Origin of the sequence: Curtobacterium sp. MCBD17_019 (assembly GCF_003234555.1) — a bacterium.
Classification (GTDB): Bacteria; Actinomycetota; Actinomycetes; order Actinomycetales; family Microbacteriaceae; genus Curtobacterium.
Genome location: NZ_QKTT01000013.1, coordinates 88,877 through 107,055, shown reverse-complemented (window position 1 = coordinate 107,055; position 18,179 = coordinate 88,877). Strand labels below are relative to the sequence as shown.

Genomic DNA, 18,179 nt, shown 5'->3' with positions numbered 1-18,179 from the left:
GTCCACGCCGGGAGGATCGCGGCGACGGGCCTCCCGGCGTGGACGGACCGACGCACGCGCTGAGGACCGACGCGACCACGAGCGTGGTCGCGGCGGCGAGGAACGGGCGTGCCCGGCGGCGGACGACGGGACGGGCGGGTGCGGGCATGACCCCGACGATCGTAGGCGGCACGGGGCGGGAGCGGCTGAGCGGGGCGACGGCGCTCAGCTGCCGTGCGCCTCCTCGGCGACCGGCTGCCACGCGCGCCACGTCTCGAGCCGGCTCGCGTAGTCCTTCTCGGCGATCCCGAGCGGCGCCGACCCGAAGAAGACGCGCAGCGGCGGCTCCTCGGCGTCGACGATGCGGAGGATCGGCCCACGGGTGGCCGCCGGATCACCAGCGCTCGCCGCGGCACGGCTCGCGTTGCGGGCCTCCCGGACGTCGGCGTAGGCGTCGATCTCGGCGCTCGTCGAGGACGACGGGCCGGACCAGTCCGTGGAGAACCCGCCCGGCTCGATCAGGGTGACGTTGATGCCGAAGCCGGCGACCTCCTGGGACAGCGACTGGCTGAACCCCTCGAGCGCCCACTTCGACGCGTGGTAGATCCCGGTGATCGGGAACGCGCTGATGCCACCGATGCTCGAAACCTGGATGATGCGTCCCGACCGCTGCTCGCGCATGATCGGGAGCGCCGCCTGGGTGACCCAGAGGGCCCCGAACAGGTTCGTCTCGAGCTGGGCGCGCGCCTCCTGCTCGCTGAGCTCCTCGATCATCCCGAACTGCCCGTAGCCGGCGTTGTTGACCACCACGTCGAGGCGCCCGAAGTGCTCGGCCGCCTGCTGCACCGCCGCGAAGTCGGCGTCACGGTCGGTGACGTCGAGACGGATCGGGAGGAACGTGTCCGGGTACTGCTCGGCGAGTGCCACGACGTCGTCCGGGTTGCGGGCGGTCCCGGCGACGCTGTCGCCGCGTTCCAGGGCGGCCTCCGCCCACTCGCGTCCGAAGCCCCGGGACGCGCCGGTGATGAACCAGACCTTGCTCATACGTGTTCTCCTTCGTGGTCAGGGCCTCCATCGTTCTCCGGCTCCGGGGACGGCACTCAGGCGGGCTGCTGCGTCTGCCGCTCCCCACTCCGGCGCTGGTCCTCGGAGCCGACCGGTGTCCGTCCCGACCAGGGCGTTGATACAGTGCTCACACTCTTCACCCCGGCGGCCGATGGCGCCCGCCCCGAGGACACTGCTGTCCGCGGGCGGACGGCGATGCCGCCGCTGCAACGGAAGCTGGTCAACGATGCCCTCCTCACCGACACACACGCTCCGGACGAGGCGGTCACGCCGTCGCCTGTTCGGTGCCGCCATCGCCGTCGGCGCCGCCACACTCGGCGTCCTCGCGACCACCCAGACCGCGGTCGCTGCACCGAACCCGCCCTCCTCCGTGTTCGGGTCCAACGTCGTCGTGTTCTCCCCCGACATGCCGCAGGCCGACATCCAGGCGAAGGTCGACGCGATCTTCGCGCAACAGTCCGCCAACGAGATGGGCACGCAGCGGTACGCGCTGCTGTTCGAGCCCGGAACGTACGGATCGAGCACGAACCCGCTCGACATCCGCGTGGGCTACTACACCGAGGTCGACGGTCTCGGGCAGGACCCGTCCGGGGTCACCATCAACGGGGGCGTGACCGCGACCGGTACCGACGGCAGCGGCGCGCTCGACACGTTCTGGCGATCGGTCTCCAACCTGACGATCCACGTCGTCCCGACCGCGGACGCGTGCCACACGGGCAGCGAGATGTGGGCGGTGTCCCAGGCGGCGCCGATGCGCCGTGTCCACGTCGAGGACTACACGACGTTCATGCCGTACTGCGAGAACCCGAACTACGCGAGCGGTGGGTTCGTCGCCGACTCCGAACTGCAGGGCGGGGCGCTCAACGGATCGCAGCAGCAGTTCTACGTCCGCAACTCGGACCTCGGCGCCGGCTGGTCGAACGGCGTGTGGAACCAGGTGTTCTCCGGCGACGTCAACGCGCCGGCGCAGTCGTTCCCCCAGCAGCCCTACACGACGCTGGCGACGACACCGGCATCGCGCGAGAAGCCGTACCTCTACGTCGACGCGAACGGCGCCTACCGGGTGTTCGTGCCCAGCGTGCGAACGAACTCGGCGGGGACGACGTGGGCCACCGGGCACACGCCCGGGCAGTCGCTGCCGCTGAGCAGCTTCTTCGTCGCCCACCCGTCGGACTCCATCGCGAAGATCAACTCCGCACTCGCACAGGGCAAGGACCTGCTCGTCACCCCCGGCGTCTACGACGTCGCACAGAGCATCGCCGTCAAGCGAGCGGACACGGTCGTCCTCGGGCTCGGCATGGCCACGCTGACCGCCCAGAACGGCGCCGTCCCGATGACCGTCGCCGACGTGCAGGGCGTCGACATCGCCGGCCTGACCTTCGATGCCGGTGCCGTGAACTCCCCAGCGCTGCTCCGCGTCGGCACGGGCCACGACAAGGGCGGCAAGCACGTGGTGAGCGCCACGGACCCCACCGCGCTGCAGGACGTCTTCTTCCGCGTCGGCGGTCCCCACGTCGGCAAGGCCACGACGAGCCTCGAGGTGAACAGCGACGACACGATCCTCGACGACATCTGGGCCTGGCGTGCTGACCACGGCGTGGCGGGCTCCGTCGGGTGGACCGTGAACACGGCCGACACCGGCGTCGTCGTGAACGGGGATGACGTCACCGCGACCGGCCTGTTCGTCGAGCACTACCAGAAGGACAACGTCATCTGGAACGGTGAGCGCGGTCGGACGGTGTTCTTCCAGAACGAGCTCCCGTACGACGCCCCGAACCAGGCCGCGTGGCAGCACGACGGGGTGAACGGGTACGCCGCGTACAAGGTGGCGGACGACGTCCGGACGCACGAAGCGTGGGGCCTCGGCAGCTACATCTACACCAACGTCGACCCGACGCTCCACGCGACGCAGTCGTTCGAGGTGCCGAACACGCCCGGGGTCGTCATGCACGACCTCACGACCGTCGCGCTCAACAGCAACGCCGGGACGATCGACCACGTGATCGACGGCCAGGGGCCCGCCGCCACGAGCGCGAACACGGGGCAGCCGCAGACCGTCACCACCTACACCAACGGGACCGCTCAGTAAGGTCCAGGGCACCATCGAACGCCGATGGCCGGGAGCACACGCTCCCGGCCATCGGTGGCTCGGCGGTCGTGGTGCCGGATTCGACGAGCGCGCGACCGGCTCGAGGGCGCTCTCCGCGCCTCCCCCGCGGGACCGTCAGGACGACGTCACGCTGGTTGCGCCGGATGGGCTGCCAGCACATCGCCGAGGAGGCGGACGAGAGCGTCGCGATCGGCGGGGGACAGTGCTGCGAGGAGCTCGTCCTGCACGGCGTCGGCCTGCGTTCGGAGATCGGCGAGTCGTTCCCCGCCGTTCGCCGTGATCGTGACGATGTTCCGCCGTCGATCCGCCGGGTCAGGGGTCCGGAGCACGGACTCGTCGGCGTCGAGCCGGACGACGATGCCGTTGACGTTGTTGCGGTCCAGACCCAGCACCCTGCCGATGTCCGCCTGGCTCAGCGGGCCGTACTCCTGCAGCGCGGACAGCACCGCGAAGTCCGAACGCGCCTCGAGCGGCATGCGCGCAGCGGTCAGGCGGGTGCCGATCGTCGCCACCCGTGCGGCCTGCCAGCTGACGAGGGTGCGGAGCGCGTGAGGAGGTCGAGGATCAACCGACATGCACCGAGACTATCAGTTGGTACGGCCAACGAATCGGTGCTAGCGTTGGTGTCACCAACATTGGTCGGACCAAGGAGTTCTCATGCCATTCACCCCATCCCCCGCTTCACTCGCCGGTCGGCGCGTCCTGGTCCCCGGCGGAACCGGCGGCGTCGGCGAAGGTGTCGTCCGCGCGTTCCTCGATGCCGGCGCCGATGTCGTCGTTCCCACTCGCTCGGACGAGCGGGGCACGGAGCTGCGCGCTGCACTCGGCCATCTCGGGGTCTCGCCGTTGCTGCACCTCCCGACGCACGACTACACCTCCTTCATCGGAGCGGACGAGCTCGGCCGACAGATGACCGAGCGGCTCGGCGGGATCGACGACGTCGTCGTGCCGGTCGGCGGATGGTGGCAGGGCGGCCCCCTGACCGGCATCCGCGAGGACGACTGGGGGGCCGCGTTCACCGGCCTCGCCACCGCGCACATGGCGCTGGCACGGGCGATCGTGCCGCGGCTGAGCGGACTCGGCGCGTACACCGTGGTCGTCGGCCAGTCCGCCATGTTCCCCGTCCCGGGGAGCGGGCTGGTGAGCATGGAGCAGGCCGCGCTGCTGATGATGCAACGCGTCCTGGCCGCCGAGACGCCGGACCGCAGGATCCACGCCCTGGTCCTCGGCCCCGTCCGCACCCGATTCGTCGACGGCGAGCCGGAGCAGGTGTCCGCCGGCGAGGTCGGCGACGTGGCCATCGCGCTCTCCCGGACCGCCGATGTCCCCAGCCGTGCCGTGCCCCTGGGCTCCAGCGGCGAGGCCCGCGCGCTCGTGACCGAACTGACGCAGACGGCCTGAGCGCGTTGCTCCACGTCCCTCTCCGGGCCACGAGCCGGGAGAGGGACGTGCTCGTCGAACGGGCTCGAGCGAAGCACCTGCTGCTCGCCACCCCCACCGATCGCTCGTGGCGATGTCGCCGCACAGGAGGGGCTTCAGCGGCTGCGAGGACGGGAACGAGGTCCGGACCCGGCCACGGCCACCGCGTCAGAGGCGACGATGAACACGATCCCGCCCCACTGCCACGGAGCGAGTTGCTGCCCCAACACGATCAGCCCCACGGCAGCAGCGGCGACCGGGTTGAGGCTCATGACGATCCCGAACAACGACTGAGGGATCCGACGGAGCACCACCACGTCGGTGGCGTAGGGGACCACAGACGAGAGGACGCCGACTGCCGTGCAGAGCACGCTGGTGGAGACGTCGAACCGCCCGGTCAGGAGCAGCGACAGCAGGATCGGCAGGGAGGCCAGCGCAGACGCGCAACTCGCCACGGCGGGTCCCTGGAGGCCCGGAAGCCGGCTCCCCACGACCCGGTTCAGCACGATGTACGCGGCCCAGCACAAGGCCGCGGTGCAGGCGAGCGCGACGCCGATCCAGTCGGTCGACGGACCGGGAGACACCAACAGGACCACACCCGCGCCCGCACCCACCGCGCAGCCGGCCACCCGCCACGACCGTGCACCGACCAGGGCCACGGTGACCGGTCCGAGGAACTCGAGCGTGATGGCGAGGCCGAGTCCGATCCGCCCGACGGCGGTGTACAGGCTGAGGTTCATCACGGCGAACACCCCACCGAGCGACAGCGCAGGCCACCACTGCCCCCACGACATCCGGGCGAGGTTCGGTCGCGCGAGGGCGGTGAGCGAGATCGCGGCGATGAGCTGCCGCACGGCCACGACGCCCGGCGGGCCGACACGAGCGAAGGCGAGATCCCCCAGTGCCGCTCCGACCTGGTTGCTCACGGCACTGCCGAGCAGGGCGAGGACCGCCCCTCCCGGCACCTTGACCGAACCGCTCGATGTCACCACTTCTCCCGTCATGGTGAACACAGTGCTTCGCGGCTGCGCGATCGGGAAATGCAGACCACGACGATCTATACGCTGGACGCATGGACGTGACTCTGGTTCAGCTGCGCGCACTGGTGGCGCTGGTGTCGACCGGGACCTTCACCGACGCGGCCATCGATCTCCACGTCTCGCAGGCCTCTGTCTCACGAGCGGTGCAAGCCCTCGAGGCGGCGCTCGGCTTCTCGCTCGTGCGCCGGACGACGCGCTCGCTCGAGCTGACGCCGCAGGGACGACGAGTGGTCGATCACGCCCGCCGCATCCTCGACGAGGTCGAATCGCTGCGCGACCTCACTCCGCGCGCGAGCACCGAGGTCCGCATCGGGTATGCATGGTCGGCCCTCGGCCGACACACGACGAGGTTCCAGCGCGAATGGGCGGCAGAGCACCTCGAGCCGGCACTCTCGTTCGTGCAGAGCAACACCCCGACCGCGGGGCTTGCCGAGGGCGGCGTCGACGTCGCGATCCTGCGTCGTCCTGTCGATGATCCTCGCTTCGACTCGGCTCCGATCGGCACAGAGCGACGCTTCGCGGCCCTCGCCTCCGACGATCCCCTGTCGCGACGCCGGAGCGTCACCCTGGCCGACTTCGCTGGCCGCACCGTCGGCATCGATCTGCGCACCGGGACCACAACAGCCGACCTCTGGGCAGGCATCTCGGCCCCGGCGGCGTTCCGTGACACCCGGCACGTGGACGACTGGCTGACGCTGGTGGCCGCCGGTCAGGTGACCGGGATGACCTCGGAGGCCACTGCCGCACTGCACGCTCGAACCGGGGTCACGTTCCGGCTCGTTCGCGACGCTCCCCCGATCGAAGTGCTGATGGCGTGGCGAAGAGCGTCGGCACCTCCCGCCCTCGCTGCGCTGATCGAGAAGGCTCGGGGGCTCCTCGCCGATCCGATCTCCGGTACGAACGACCGTCGAGTGGGTGGTCCGTTCCCGTTGTCAGCCGCTGGATCTCGACCGTCAGTTGGTCCCTGAGTCGAGGTCTCCGGAGCGGGGCCGGGCCGCAGCATTGATGGCCACGGCGACGGCGCAGAGCGCGGAGGCGCGCCTCGCGTCGTTCGTCACAGGCCCGAGCTCCCGGTGAGTACTCGATGGGCGTGGTCGAGCCGGGCACGCGATCGCACCGCTGGGAGGCGCCCGCCGATCTCGAGCGTCGCCAGCCCGTGGACCGTGGCCCACGCGACCTCGGCCGCCGTGTCGTCCGGAGCGGGGAACGCCGCCTTGATCGCGGCGAACCCACGTCGGAGCGCATCGGGAACGGACCCCGAGCCGAACTCGAGCCCGGACGGCATCGAGAACATCGCCTCGTAGAGACGGGGTCGGCCGACGGCGAAGTCGAGGTACGCCTGCATCCGCGGCAACGGCTCGGCAGGAGCGGCTTCGAGTGCTGCCGCGAGTTCGCCGAAGCCGTCGAGGGCCACGGCGTCGATGAGCGCCTGCCGGCCTCCGGCGAACGCGGAGTAGATGACGGGCTGCGTGACACCGAGTTCGGCAGCGAGACGGCGCATCGTCACCGCCTCCCACCCTTCGGCTTCCGCGACGCGGCGGGCGGCGCTGACGATCTCGTCGCGCCGGTGGTCGAGATCTGGTGCTGGTCGTGGGGACATGCTCCGAGAGTAGCAGAGCGAAGTTAGATAACACCGGTAGACATCGTGGGCGAGAAGCGCTACGGTCATTGCAGATCAACGTTATCTAACACCGAAAGGAATCACTCGTGTTCATCGCAGCCTTCTCCGTCGCCATCGCCGGATGCCTCTTCATCCTCTTCATCGGCGGCCGCTTCCTCATCGCGCCGGCGATCGCCACAGCGGGGTTCGGCGTTGCCGAGGACCGTCGGCGCGCGTTCACGAGCATCAAGGGGGTCCGCGACATCACCTCGGGCATCGTGCCCCTGGTCGTCCTCGCCGTCGCCGGACCGCACGTCTTCGGTTGGGCGCTCCTCGCTGCGGCGATCACCCCGATCGGTGACGCGATCATCGTCGTCACCAACGGCGGCACCCTCCGCCAGGCCCTCAGCGTCCACGGCGCCACGGCGCTGCTGCTCGTCATCGCCGGCCTCGTCCTGGCACTCGCGTGACCTCGGCGCCGCATCGTCCGACGCGGCCCGGCGGCCGGTCGACCCACTCCGCCGCCTGATCTCTCCCACCACCCACACCACCGTCACGAAAGGTCCGAACCCCATGAGCACCACGAACGAGCACGACACCACCACCGAGATCGTCCTGGCTTTCTAGGAGCCCTTCCGCACTGGTGACACCTCCGTGTACGACGAGGTCCTGGCGGAGGACTGGATCGACCTCCCCCTCGCCCCGGGCCAGGAGCAGGGCCCGGCCGGCATGGCCGCACAGATCGCGCTGTTCCGTCACGCGATGCCCGACTACAGCGTCGAGCACCAGGACGTCATCGTCCAGGGCGACAGGGTCGCTGTCCGCAACACCGTCTCGGGGACGCATCAGGGTGCGTTCATGGGTCACGAGCCCACCGGCAAGCGCATCGAGATGCGCACCATGGACATGCACCAGGTCCGCGACGGGAGGATCGTCGCCACCTGGCACCTCGAGGACTTCGCCGGCCTCATGGCCCAGCTGAACGCCCCTGTCGACGCGCCCACGCCCGCTGCTTGGGGTTGAGCCGCGCCGGGAACAGGAGGGCACGAACGCACCGGGTGCGTTCGTGCCCTCCTGTTCGTGTCACTCGACCGACGCTCCGGCCGGCTGCGGGGCCAGCGTGCCGGGCGCCGGCGGCACGGGTCGGCGTCCCGGCAGGAGCGCCGCCATCACCGTGGCGAACGCGGTGACCCCGATCGCCCACCAGAACGCCTCCTGGAATGCCGCAGCCGCGTCGTTCCCGGCTGCGGCACCGGCGAGCACGACCGCGAGGACCGCCGTGCCGAATGCGCCACCGAGCTGCTGTGACAGGCGGGTGATCGTGCTGGCGTGCGGCATCTCCGGGCGGGCCAGTCCGACGAAGCCGACGGCCATGATCGGGATCATCACCGCGCCGAGCCCCAGGCCGCGGACCACGAGGACGAGTCCGATCCACCATGAGCTGGTCGATCCGTCGGCGAAGGCGAACGGGATCGTCGCCAGGAGCACGATCGCGAAGCCCACGATCGCGACGGTGCGAGCACCGATCCGGTCGGTGAGCCGCCCGGCGAGGGAACGGCTGAGCAGCGACCCGACGCCCTGCGGGATGAGCAGGAGCCCAGCATCGAGCGCGTCCGCGCCGCGCAGATCCTGGAACGACAGCGGGAGCAGCAGCATGCCGCCGTAGAGCGCAGCGCCCATCAGGAACATCAGGGTCGCGGCGGCGGCGAGGGGTCGGTGTCGGAGCAAGGCGAGGTCGACGAGGGCGGCGTCGCGGCGGCGCGCTGCCCGGAGACAGAACGCGACCAGGAGCAGGAGGCCGGCACCGAGTGGCGCCCAGACGTCGAAGCGGGCGAACCCGTCGGTCCGGCTCGCGTTGCTCAGCCCGAACAGGATGCCGACGACGGCGGGCGAGAGGAGCACCAGCCCCACGACGTCGAGCCTGGCCTTGCCGGTGGGGCCGTCCGCGGGGATGAACCGCCAGGCGAGGACCAGACCGACGACGGCGAACGGCACGTTGACCCAGAACAGCCACGGCCAGCTGCCGGCACCGAGGATGAGTCCGCCGATGACCGGACCGAGGATCGGGCCGAGGGCGGTGGGGAGCGACACGATCGACATGAGCTTCCCGACGCTCCGGCCGCCCGCCGCCTGCATCAGCAGGGTCGTCAGCAGGGGCATCATGGCGCCGGCGCCGACGCCCTGGACGATCCGGAACCCGATGAGGCTGCTGACGTCCCACGCCAGCGAGCAGAGGACGCTGCCGACGAGGAACACGGCGAGCGACGCCATCCAGAGGCGGCGCCCGCCGACACGGTTCTGCAGCCAACCGACGATCGGGACGGTGACGCCCATCGCGAGGAGGTAGCCCGTGCTCACCCACTGGATCGTGTCGACGCTGACGCGCAGGTCGTGACTCAGGGTGTGCAGGGCGACGCTGACGATCGTCGAGTCGAACAGCGGTGCCATCGCCCCGACGACGAGTGCGATGGCGAGTCTGGAGAGGTTCCGGTCCACGATGCTCCTTGGATACGCGCACGTTTCTTAACGAGCACGACCGTATCCGTCCGCGGTAAGATACGCAAGTGGATCTTGTGAAGACGCGTCGCCGCGGACCCGAGCTCGAGGAGGCCCTGCTCGACGCCGCGTGGGAGGAGCTGCAGGCGGTCGGGTACCCCGCGCTCACCTTCGAGGGCGTCGCAGCACGCGCAGGCACGTCGAAACCGGTGCTCTACCGGCGCTGGCCCGCGAAGGTGGACCTCGTGCTCGCGGCACTGCAGCACGGCGGTCTGTTCTCGCGGCGTGAGCTCGTGGACACGGGTTCGCTCCGGGGCGACGTCCTGCACGCACTCCGCGACTTCAACGCCTACCGCTCGGGGTTCATGGCCGCGATCAGCGTCTACATGGCGAGCATCAACGCCGAGACCGGACTGTCGCCGGCGGACCTCCGCGAACGACTGCTGGGCGGGCGCTCGAGCATCGGTCGGGTGATGCTCGAGCGGGCCGCCGCCCGCGGGGAGATCCCGGCGCGGGACTGGCCGGACGGGGTCGCCTCGCTGCCGTCCGACCTGGTCCGACACGACCTCGTGATGTCGCTCAAGCCACTGCCGGACCGCCGGATCGTGGAGATCGTCGACGACATCTGGCTCCCGCTCGTGCGGGGGTGACAGCATCTGCCCGATGACGGTGCGGGAGCGGGTGCGGGTGCGGGTGCGGATCGTGGCGAGGAGTGCGGGCGGATGACGTACCTGGTGATGCGTGCGCGGGGTAGCACCGGCGCGCGGGCTTCCCGGACCCGGACCGACGTCGTGACGCGCTCGGTCCCGTCCACCGACGGCACGGCGATCGGGTTCCTCTCGCAGGGCAGTGGCCCCGGGATCGTGCTCGTCCAGGGTGCGATGGCCGACGTGCAGGCCTACCGACGCTTCGCGGCAGCGCTGTCGACGGCGCACACGGTCCACTCGGTCGACCGGCGCGGGCGCGGCCTGAGCCCTCGCCCCTACAGCGCCGACCACGACATCGCCCGCGACGTCGAGGACGTCGACGCGGTCCTCGCCGCGACCGGCGCGACAGCCGTCTTCGGTCTGAGTTCCGGAGCCGTGATCACCCTCGAAGCGGCCCGCACCCTGCCCAGGGTCCGTGCGGCGGCGGTCTACGAGCCGCCCTTCTACCAGGACGGGATCGACCGCGCCGGGGTCCGCCGGCTCGCCGGGGAGATCGAGCGCGGCGACCTGGCCAGCGCACTCATCGACTCCCTCCTCGTCGCCGAGACCGCGCCGGCCGTCATCCGCCGGATGCCCCGCGTCGTCGCCCGCGTCGTGGCGCGGCTCGTCATCGCGATCGACGCCGTCGTCCGGCGAGGCGGTCCGACGTTCCGGTCGCTGCTGCCCGGCGTCCGGTACGACTTCCACGACGTCGCGCAGGTGGACGGACGCCTCGACGAGTACGTGACGGTCCGGAAGCCCGTGCTGGTGGTCTCCGGGACCGCCAGCCCCGCGTTCTTGCGCGCGGCGGCCCGCAGACTCGCCACGGTCCTCCCGGACGCACAGCACGTCGAGCTCGACGGGCTCGGCCACGACGGCCCGTGGAACCACGGCGCACCGGAGCAGGTCGCGGCGGCGGTCGCGGCGTTCCTCGCGTCCGAGTGAGCGGGCGGAGCGCGCGTGGCGACCGGCGCTCCCCGCTCCGAGCGCCCGCAACCCGCGCGAAGGAGGGTGTCGAGCCGGGGATCGGCCGTCAGGAGGACCGGGACACACGGACATCACTCGCCCGACCGACGCTCGGACACGGCGTCGCCCCTGACACTCCGAGCATGGACACGACCACGCCGATCGACACGGCCCCCGGGGATCCGATGCTCGACCTCTTCGGACGAGGGATCCAGGACGTGCACGAGACGAGCACCCCCGCTCGTCTCGCAGCCCTCGCTGAGCTCTCGGCGGTGCTGGTCGGCGGGATCGCGATCGTCGCCGCAGCTGTCGTCACGGTGATCCTCTTCGTGATCGCGGTGGCGCCGATGGTGCCGTTCCTCCTCGGCGGCCCGTTCTGAGTCGCGGCAGGTGTGATGCGCTGGTGACGGGCCTCCTTGACGCGCTCGCGCGTGGACGGTTAGCGTCTGGAACGATCTCCGCGTCGACGATGACCGGAGCGAGGGAGCCACCGTGAAGCGAAGCGCACGCAACCGAGCAGGGGCGATCGTGGCGGGTACCGCCACCGCCGCCGTCCTCGCCGTTCTGGGAGGAGCTCCGGCGGCATTCGCCGCTCCGGCCCCGGACCACTTCCCGCCGGGGGTCGCCAGCAAGCAGAACCCCGTGGACACGCAGCGCGCCGTCGAGACCTACCAGGCGTTGCAAGCGAACCTCTACGACCCGGGGCACAAGCTGTACGTGAGCAGCGACGCCCGCGAGCCGTACGGCTACCTCTGGGACGACGTCAACGGCTTCGCCGCGACCGATGCGGTGGCATCGCTGCCCGGCGTGGGAGCCCGCTACGCCCGGGACCTGCAGGCCCGAGACCAGGGGATCCAGGCCTACCACGACACGCACGAGACCAGCCCCACCGGTGCCGCCCAGCCGCCGGCCTACGCGTCCGGCGTGCTGCCCCCGCTCGGCCCCGACCAGCCCACCTACTACGACGACAACGCCTGGGTCGGCCTGGACTTCCTGCAGCAGTACGCCATCGACCACCAGAAGCGGAACCTGGCGCAGGCCGAGGGCGTCTTCAAGTTCGCGGTCAGCGGGTGGGACACCGACTCGACCGGCGCGTGCCCGGGTGGGGTCATGTGGGAGGACACCGCGGACTCCCCGCGCAACACGATCTCCAACGCCCCGAACGCCGAGGTGGGCCTCGAGATCTACCAGGCCACCCGTGACCCCTACTACCTGACGTGGGCGACCCGCATGTACAACTGGGCCCGCGGCTGCATGATGAACGCGAACGGGATGTACTACGACCACATCAGCCCGGACGGGAGCATCGACCAGACCCTCTGGAGCTACAACCAAGGGACGATGATCGGAGCGGGCACGCTGCTCTACGAGAGCACCGGGAACCGCACCTACCTGCAGCAGGCCGAACAGACCGCCGCCGCCTCGGTCAGCTACTACGGCACGAACCGGAACCTGTACCACCAGCCCGACGTGTTCAACGCGATCTTCTTCCGGAACCTGTTCGGGCTGGCCGCGATCAACCACGACCCGAGCTACGCGCGGATGGCGGCCGCCTACGCCGACACCGCATGGGTGGAGGACCGCCAGTCGAACGGACTGTTCAACGACCCCGACGCCTCGGGCGGGGAGTCGCCCGTGAACCAGACGGCGCCGATGGTGGAGATCTACGCCCTGCTCGCGAAGAGCGCACCCGTCTACGCCGCGACCGGTTCGACCAACCCGTCCTCCGTGGCCGTGCAACCCGGCACGTCGGGCACGACCACGCTCAGTGTCCAGTCGGTCGAAGGCCGCGCTCAGATCGTGCACTGGACGGCGAAGGCCCCGGCCGGACTGACCGTCCGCCCGGCATCCGGCACCCTCGTCGTCCGCGCGGGCGGCACCGCGAGCACGCCCGTCTCGATCACCGGAGGCACCACCGACGGCAACCAGCAGGTCACGTTCGCCTTCTCCAGCACGGCCGGTGCGGTCCCGTCGGTGACCACCTCCGTGCTCGTGGCCCGACCCGGCGACCTGGCTCCGTACTACGACAACACCGGCATCTCCGACGACAGCGCGCAGTCGACCGCCGACCTCGACGGGTACGGGTTCAGCTACTCGGCGCAGGCACTGGCAGCCAGCGGACTCACGCCTGGTGCGACCGTCACGAGTGACGGCATCCAGTACGACTGGGCGGGCACCCCCGGGCAGCCGGACAACGTCGTCGCCGCCGGCCAGGTCCTCGCGGTCCCGGCCATCGCGGGAGCCACCGAGCTCGGCATCATCGGCTCGGCGACGAACGGTCCCTCGACCGGTCCGTTGACCCTCACCTACACCGACGGCACCACGCAGCAGGCCACACTCGGGTTCAGCGACTGGACCGCCAGCAGCCCGTCATTCGGCAACGGCACCGCCGCCTCCACGCAGTACCGCAACAGCACCGGCGGTTCGTCGCAGGGGCTCGGGACGCACCTCTCCACGACGAAGATCGCACTGGAGGCCGGCAAGACGCTCGCGTCGGTGACGCTCCCGACCCGCGCCGACCAGGGGCTGCTGCACGTGTTCGCGCTCGGGACGGACAAGGGGGCGCTGACGACGGCGGGCTGACGGGCCGCGACTGCGTCAGCGCGTGCGCGTCGGCAGGGTGAGCACTTCGGCGCCGTCCGCGGTGATGGCGATCGTGTGCTCACTGTGCGCCGTCCGGCAGCCGGTCGCGCTCCGCAGGGTCCACCCGTCAGGATCGGTGACGAGCCGGAACTGATGGCCGAGTCGGCGGCGTACCCGTCGGGGATCACGGCGAGGTCGAGGGTGAGCAGATCACCGTCCGCGAGCACCCGATCGTGCGGGAGCCCATGGAGGACCGCGTCGACCGCGGCGGTCACCGCGCCGGGGCGGTGCTGCCCTCCTCGTCCAGCAGGCGCCAGATGGGGTCTCCCGACACCGTCGCGGACGCGGCCAGGACGAGCACGAGCGCGAACGGACCCGGGACGAGCACGACGACCGAGGCGCTCCAGGTGACGGCCGCCCACAGGCCGAGGACGCCCACCGCGAGGACGCCGACGACCGGGATCGGCCGTCTCGCCACGGCCCGGAGGCAGAACAGGGCGAGCGACGGACCACGCAGCGATGGCACGCGGACCGCGACCGGGAGCGCGAGCAGGCCCGCGAGCGATCCGAGGACCGTGACCGCCCCGCTCACCGCCAGCGGCACGAGCGTGATCGTCGCGTGGGTCTGGTGCAGGACCTCCAGTGACACGAGCGAACACACCGCCGCGACGGCCGGCACGGCAGCGGACGCGAGCGCGAGCCGGACGGTGTGGCGCACGTAGCGGTGGAAGCCGAACACCCGGACCTCCGCGCCGTTCAGGACGTCGGTCGTCACGCCGACCAGGCCCGCGAACACCGGTGCGACGAGGAGCGCCCAGAGCACCACCGCCGTCGGCGTCACCCCCGGAGCGACGAGGACCGCGACGACGATCGCGGCGCACACGACGCTGCTGGCCACGACCAGCGCCGGGAGCTGGTCCCACACACGTCGGGCGACGGTACGGGCCTGTGTCGTGGCGGCGGGCTCCGCGGCGCTCATCCGCGGATCCCGCTCTGCGCGATGCTCGAGACGAAGCTGCGCTGGAAGACGAGGAACAGCACGAGCACCGGGAGGACGACGAGCGTGATCGCGGCGAACACGACCACCGCCGGTCCTCCGCCCTGGCCGGCCTGCAGCGTGACGAGCCCGATCGGCAGCGTCATGTGCTGCGGACTGTTCAGGAAGATGAGCGGCCCGAAGTAGTCGTTCCACGCGGCCTGGAAGTTCAGGATCACCAGCGCCGCGATCGCCGGCCCGGACAGCGGCACGAGCATCCGGAACAGGATCCACAGGTGCCCCGCCCCGTCGATGCGCGCGGCTTCGTCGAGCTCCAGCGGGATCGAGTTGAAGTACTGCCGCAGGAAGAAGATGTCGAAGACGTTCACCAGCAGCGGCAGGACGAGCGCCGCCAGGGTGTCGATGAGGTGCAGGGTGCGCATCATGATGAACACCGGGATCACCGTCAGCTGGACCGGCACCATCAGCGCGCTGAGGATCCCGACGAACAGCACGCCGCTGCCGCGGAACCGCAGGCGCGAGAACGCGTACGCCGCCAGGGTGCTCGTCGTCAGCGCACCGAGGGTGCTGAGCGACGCGACGACGAGGCTGTTCAGGAACATCTCGCCGAAGGGGATGAGCTGGGACACCCCCGCGAAGTTCTGCACGGTGAACGGCGTCGGGATCCACGTCGGCGGTAGCGCGAACGCGGACCCCGCCGCCGTGAGGCTCGTCGAGATGAGCCACACGAGCGGCGACACCATGAGGAGGCCCAGGAGCAGGAGGACGAGGTCGAGCACGCGGGACCCGGTCCGGAACCGGCGGTGCCGCCGCCGCACGGGAGGCTCGGTGACGGTCCGCGGCGATGTTGCGGTCTCGAGGATCGAGGCGGTCACTGCTCGTACACCCACTTCCGCGAGGCCCAGAACTGCAGGGCGGTGACCGCCATGATCACGACGAACACGACGAGCGCGATCACCGACGCGTAACCGATCTGGAAGGCCTGGAACCCGGTCCGGTACAGGTACATCACGACCGAGATCGTGGCGTTGTCCGGTCCGCCGCTCGTGATGATCTGCATGGGGTCGAAGATCTGGAACGCCCCGATGAACGTGATGATCGTCGCGAAGAAGATCGTCGGCGACATCAGCGGCAGCGTGATGTGCAGGAACACCTGTCGTTCGCTCGCGCCGTCGGTGCGCGCGGCCTCCTGGAGCTCGGACGGGACGGTCTGCAGACCCGCGAGCATGATCACGAAGGTGTACCCGATGGTGTGCCAGAAGTCGACGCCGATCAACGACGCCAGCGCCCAGTGCGGGTCCGTGAACCACTGCGGCGCCGCGACCCCGACCAGGTGCAGGTAGTACTGCACGTACCCGAACGACGGGTCGAGCACGTACTTCCAGAGCAGCGCGACCGCGGCCCACGAGATCAGGAACGGGAAGAACACGGCCGCCCGCACGAAGTACGACAGCACCCGGTTCATCGCCCGGTTCACCGCGACCGCGAGGAGCATCGCGCCCAGGACGTGCGTCACCACCGACGCGAACGCGAAGACGAACGTGTTGAGCAGTGCGTGCCCGAGGGTGCCGTCGATGAACAGCCGCCCGAAGTTCGCCAGGCCCACGGGGCGCGCCGGCGTCAGGAGGTCCCACGAGAAGAACGCGAGGACGATGGTCGCGACGAACGGCACCGCGATGAACACGATGAACAGGAGCAGCGCGGGGCTGAGGAAGGCGTACCCGAGCCAGTTCGGCTGCCGGTAGCCGGCCGGAGCGGGACGCCTGGCACCCGCCCGCGCGACGGTGCTGGTCACCGCGGCGGTCACAGCAGCGCCTCCAACTGTTCGTTCACCTGCTTCAGCGTGGCGGCCGGGTCGCCGTTCCCGAGCAGGATCTTGAGCCACGCCGCCTCGATCGCCTGCTCGCTCTCGGCGCCCCGGTTGATCGAGGGCACGGGTGTCGCGTCCTGGGCGATCTGGTAGAGCAGTTCGGTGCCCTTCGGTGCGCCGTCGAGGAACGCCGAGCTGAGCGCGACCGACTTGCGGGCCGGGACGTTCGAGCCACCGGCCTTGGCGGCCGTGATCGCCGACTCCTTGGTCGTGAGGTACTCGATGAAGGTCCAGGCGTCGTCCTTGTCCTGCGATGCCTTGAGGATCGGGAACGCGTCCCAGCCGATCGGGCTGGCCGAGACCGTCTTCATGGGCGACTTGACGATGCGCACCTTGTCGACGAGGTCCAGACGCTGCATGTCGATGTTCGGCCAGCGACCACCGGCGAGCGACGCGAGCTTGCCCTGGGACAGCGCAGTGGGCGCGTCGAACGTGCCGCCGGGCTTCGGCGCGTACCCCTTGGCGACCATCATGCGGCAGTACTCGGCTGCCTCGATCGCGGCGTCCGAGTCGATGGTGGGCTTGGTCCAGTCGGCGTTGAACGTGCTGGCGCCGTTGGTGAGCAGCCACGGCATGATGTAGGCGAACTGGTCGCTCGTGAAGTTCAGGATGTACGCGCCGGTCTTCTGCTTGATCTTGGCCGCGGCGCGTTCGAAGTCGTCCCAGGTCCAGTCCTCGTCACCGGGCAGGTCGACACCGGCCTTGGCGAAGACCTCCTCGTTGCAGTAGAGGGCGACGGTGTTGAACCCGCCGGGCATGTAGTAGGTGGTCTTGCCGGGGTTGCCGAACTGGTCGTTCACCGCCTTGTACCGAGGCGGCAGGTCGGCGTAGTAGTCGTCGATCGCCGCCCGGTGCTTCGCGATGTAGGGGTCGAGGGGCGCGACGAGCTGCTTGGACCGGAAGATCCCGAGGCCCTCCGTCGCGATGTCGATGACGTCCGGCGTCTGTCCGCCCGCGATCCGGGTCGACAGCGTGTTGGCGAACGACGCCCAGTTGTTGCTCGCGATCCCCTGGGGTTCGAAGTCGATCCGGGGGTGGCTCTTGATGAACGCTTGGTACGCCTGCTTCGTCGCCTTCTGCTGCGTCGCGTTCCCCATGTACACGAAGGTGAGCTTGCCGCCGCCGGAACCACCGCCCGTCGAGCAGGCGGAGAGGACGGCCGACAGGGCCGGGACGGCCGCTGCGACACCGAGACCCTGGAGCAGGGTCCGGCGGCTGAGGAGGTGACCGGCGCCGGCGGGTGTCCCGCCGGTCTGCCGTGGTCCGGGTGCGTACACGGTGGATCCCTTCAATGCGTCGTTGCATCTGGCATCTCGACCGAAATCGATTACACGCAGTGAACCGCCGCTGCGCCCGGATGTCAACAGC

17 protein-coding genes and 2 pseudogenes are annotated in these 18,179 nt (G+C 70.3%); 9 read left to right on the top strand and 10 right to left on the bottom strand.

What is annotated here, in order from left to right:
- Positions 1 to 204: 204 nt before the first annotated feature.
- Complete coding sequence (locus tag DEI82_RS12710) at positions 205 to 1,023, bottom strand: SDR family oxidoreductase (protein WP_111037137.1); 819 nt, start codon at positions 1,021 to 1,023, stop codon at positions 205 to 207.
- A gap of 247 nt (positions 1,024 to 1,270) precedes the next feature.
- Between DEI82_RS12710 and DEI82_RS12705 the strand changes: the two genes are divergently transcribed.
- Positions 1,271 to 3,133, top strand: a complete 1,863-nt coding sequence (locus DEI82_RS12705) for an adenylyl cyclase (protein ID WP_111037135.1) — start codon at positions 1,271 to 1,273, stop codon at positions 3,131 to 3,133.
- Positions 3,134 to 3,279: 146 nt separating this feature from the next.
- Here the strand turns inward: DEI82_RS12705 and DEI82_RS12700 are convergent, their stop codons facing one another.
- Positions 3,280 to 3,729: a MarR family winged helix-turn-helix transcriptional regulator gene (locus DEI82_RS12700; protein ID WP_111014044.1), complete on the bottom strand. Its 450-nt coding sequence runs from the start codon at positions 3,727 to 3,729 to the stop codon at positions 3,280 to 3,282.
- 82 nt (positions 3,730 to 3,811) lie between these two features.
- Here DEI82_RS12700 and DEI82_RS12695 point away from each other — a divergent pair, with 82 nt between their 5' ends.
- Positions 3,812 to 4,555: an SDR family NAD(P)-dependent oxidoreductase gene (locus DEI82_RS12695; protein WP_111037133.1), complete on the top strand. Its 744-nt coding sequence runs from the start codon at positions 3,812 to 3,814 to the stop codon at positions 4,553 to 4,555.
- A 134-nt stretch (positions 4,556 to 4,689) separates the two neighbouring features.
- On the opposite strand, the gene DEI82_RS12690 is transcribed toward DEI82_RS12695, so the two are convergent.
- Complete coding sequence (locus DEI82_RS12690) at positions 4,690 to 5,577, bottom strand: DMT family transporter (RefSeq protein ID WP_111037161.1); 888 nt, start codon at positions 5,575 to 5,577, stop codon at positions 4,690 to 4,692.
- Between the two features lie 68 nt (positions 5,578 to 5,645).
- On the opposite strand from DEI82_RS12690, the gene DEI82_RS12685 reads away from it, so the two are divergent.
- Complete coding sequence (locus tag DEI82_RS12685) at positions 5,646 to 6,581, top strand: LysR family transcriptional regulator (RefSeq protein ID WP_111010939.1); 936 nt, start codon at positions 5,646 to 5,648, stop codon at positions 6,579 to 6,581.
- Positions 6,582 to 6,667: 86 nt separating this feature from the next.
- Here DEI82_RS12685 and DEI82_RS12680 read toward each other — a convergent pair whose 3' ends face one another.
- Positions 6,668 to 7,213 carry a TetR/AcrR family transcriptional regulator gene (locus DEI82_RS12680; RefSeq protein ID WP_111010938.1) on the bottom strand — a complete coding sequence of 182 codons (546 nt, stop codon included), beginning with the start codon at positions 7,211 to 7,213 and terminating at the stop codon, positions 6,668 to 6,670.
- 107 nt (positions 7,214 to 7,320) lie between these two features.
- Here DEI82_RS12680 and DEI82_RS12675 point away from each other — a divergent pair, with 107 nt between their 5' ends.
- Entirely contained in the window at positions 7,321 to 7,683 is a 363-nt protein-coding gene (locus tag DEI82_RS12675) for a DUF4267 domain-containing protein (RefSeq protein WP_111037131.1), read from the top strand.
- A 175-nt stretch (positions 7,684 to 7,858) separates the two neighbouring features.
- Positions 7,859 to 8,236: pseudogene (locus DEI82_RS12670) on the top strand (ester cyclase); the annotation flags it as partial.
- A gap of 60 nt (positions 8,237 to 8,296) precedes the next feature.
- On the opposite strand, the gene DEI82_RS12665 reads toward DEI82_RS12670, so the two are convergent.
- Positions 8,297 to 9,709 carry an MDR family MFS transporter gene (locus DEI82_RS12665; RefSeq protein ID WP_258372060.1) on the bottom strand — a complete coding sequence of 471 codons (1,413 nt, stop codon included), beginning with the start codon at positions 9,707 to 9,709 and terminating at the stop codon, positions 8,297 to 8,299.
- Between the two features lie 68 nt (positions 9,710 to 9,777).
- Between DEI82_RS12665 and DEI82_RS12660 the strand changes: the two genes are divergently transcribed.
- From DEI82_RS12660 to DEI82_RS12645, 4 genes are all read left to right on the top strand, one after another.
- Entirely contained in the window at positions 9,778 to 10,359 is a 582-nt protein-coding gene (locus DEI82_RS12660) for a TetR/AcrR family transcriptional regulator (RefSeq protein WP_220037278.1), read from the top strand.
- Positions 10,360 to 10,431: 72 nt separating this feature from the next.
- Positions 10,432 to 11,340 carry an alpha/beta fold hydrolase gene (locus tag DEI82_RS12655; protein WP_111037127.1) on the top strand — a complete coding sequence of 303 codons (909 nt, stop codon included), beginning with the start codon at positions 10,432 to 10,434 and terminating at the stop codon, positions 11,338 to 11,340.
- Between the two features lie 164 nt (positions 11,341 to 11,504).
- Positions 11,505 to 11,741 (top strand): hypothetical protein, encoded by a 237-nt coding sequence (locus tag DEI82_RS12650; protein ID WP_111037125.1) that lies wholly within the window; start codon positions 11,505 to 11,507, stop codon positions 11,739 to 11,741.
- Positions 11,742 to 11,853: 112 nt separating this feature from the next.
- Complete coding sequence (locus DEI82_RS12645) at positions 11,854 to 13,944, top strand: glycoside hydrolase family 76 protein (RefSeq protein WP_146242913.1); 2,091 nt, start codon at positions 11,854 to 11,856, stop codon at positions 13,942 to 13,944.
- A gap of 15 nt (positions 13,945 to 13,959) precedes the next feature.
- On the opposite strand, the pseudogene DEI82_RS16560 reads toward DEI82_RS12645, so the two are convergent.
- The 5 genes and pseudogenes from DEI82_RS16560 to DEI82_RS12620 form a co-directional block, all read right to left on the bottom strand.
- Positions 13,960 to 14,216, bottom strand: a pseudogene (locus tag DEI82_RS16560) (M24 family metallopeptidase); the annotation flags it as partial.
- Positions 14,216 to 14,923 (bottom strand): hypothetical protein, encoded by a 708-nt coding sequence (locus DEI82_RS12635; RefSeq protein WP_111037121.1) that lies wholly within the window; start codon positions 14,921 to 14,923, stop codon positions 14,216 to 14,218. The gene DEI82_RS12635 and the pseudogene DEI82_RS16560, both read right to left, overlap by 1 nt.
- Positions 14,920 to 15,816: a carbohydrate ABC transporter permease gene (locus DEI82_RS12630; protein ID WP_220037277.1), complete on the bottom strand. Its 897-nt coding sequence runs from the start codon at positions 15,814 to 15,816 to the stop codon at positions 14,920 to 14,922. Before DEI82_RS12630 ends, DEI82_RS12635 begins: the two co-directional genes overlap by 4 nt.
- Positions 15,813 to 16,748 (bottom strand): carbohydrate ABC transporter permease, encoded by a 936-nt coding sequence (locus DEI82_RS12625; RefSeq protein ID WP_220037276.1) that lies wholly within the window; start codon positions 16,746 to 16,748, stop codon positions 15,813 to 15,815. The genes DEI82_RS12630 and DEI82_RS12625 overlap by 4 nt, the downstream gene beginning before the upstream one ends.
- Positions 16,745 to 18,088: a sugar ABC transporter substrate-binding protein gene (locus DEI82_RS12620; protein ID WP_220037275.1), complete on the bottom strand. Its 1,344-nt coding sequence runs from the start codon at positions 18,086 to 18,088 to the stop codon at positions 16,745 to 16,747. The genes DEI82_RS12625 and DEI82_RS12620 overlap by 4 nt, the downstream gene beginning before the upstream one ends.
- Positions 18,089 to 18,179 lie beyond the last annotated feature (91 nt).

Excerpts from the sequence above, each read along its gene's own strand:
- DEI82_RS12650 (WP_111037125.1), top strand. The coding sequence starts at position 11,505 with ATGGACACGACCACGCCGATCGACACGGCCCCCGGGGATCCGATGCTC.
- DEI82_RS12705 (WP_111037135.1), top strand. The coding sequence starts at position 1,271 with ATGCCCTCCTCACCGACACACACGCTCCGGACGAGGCGGTCACGCCGT.
- DEI82_RS12680 (WP_111010938.1), bottom strand. The coding sequence starts at position 7,213 with ATGTCCCCACGACCAGCACCAGATCTCGACCACCGGCGCGACGAGATC.
- DEI82_RS12655 (WP_111037127.1), top strand. The coding sequence starts at position 10,432 with ATGACGTACCTGGTGATGCGTGCGCGGGGTAGCACCGGCGCGCGGGCT.
- DEI82_RS12695 (WP_111037133.1), top strand. The coding sequence starts at position 3,812 with ATGCCATTCACCCCATCCCCCGCTTCACTCGCCGGTCGGCGCGTCCTG.
- DEI82_RS12685 (WP_111010939.1), top strand. The coding sequence starts at position 5,646 with ATGGACGTGACTCTGGTTCAGCTGCGCGCACTGGTGGCGCTGGTGTCG.
- DEI82_RS12635 (WP_111037121.1), bottom strand. The coding sequence starts at position 14,923 with ATGAGCGCCGCGGAGCCCGCCGCCACGACACAGGCCCGTACCGTCGCC.
- DEI82_RS12690 (WP_111037161.1), bottom strand. The coding sequence starts at position 5,577 with ATGACGGGAGAAGTGGTGACATCGAGCGGTTCGGTCAAGGTGCCGGGA.
- DEI82_RS12700 (WP_111014044.1), bottom strand. The coding sequence starts at position 3,729 with ATGTCGGTTGATCCTCGACCTCCTCACGCGCTCCGCACCCTCGTCAGC.
- DEI82_RS12710 (WP_111037137.1), bottom strand. The coding sequence starts at position 1,023 with ATGAGCAAGGTCTGGTTCATCACCGGCGCGTCCCGGGGCTTCGGACGC.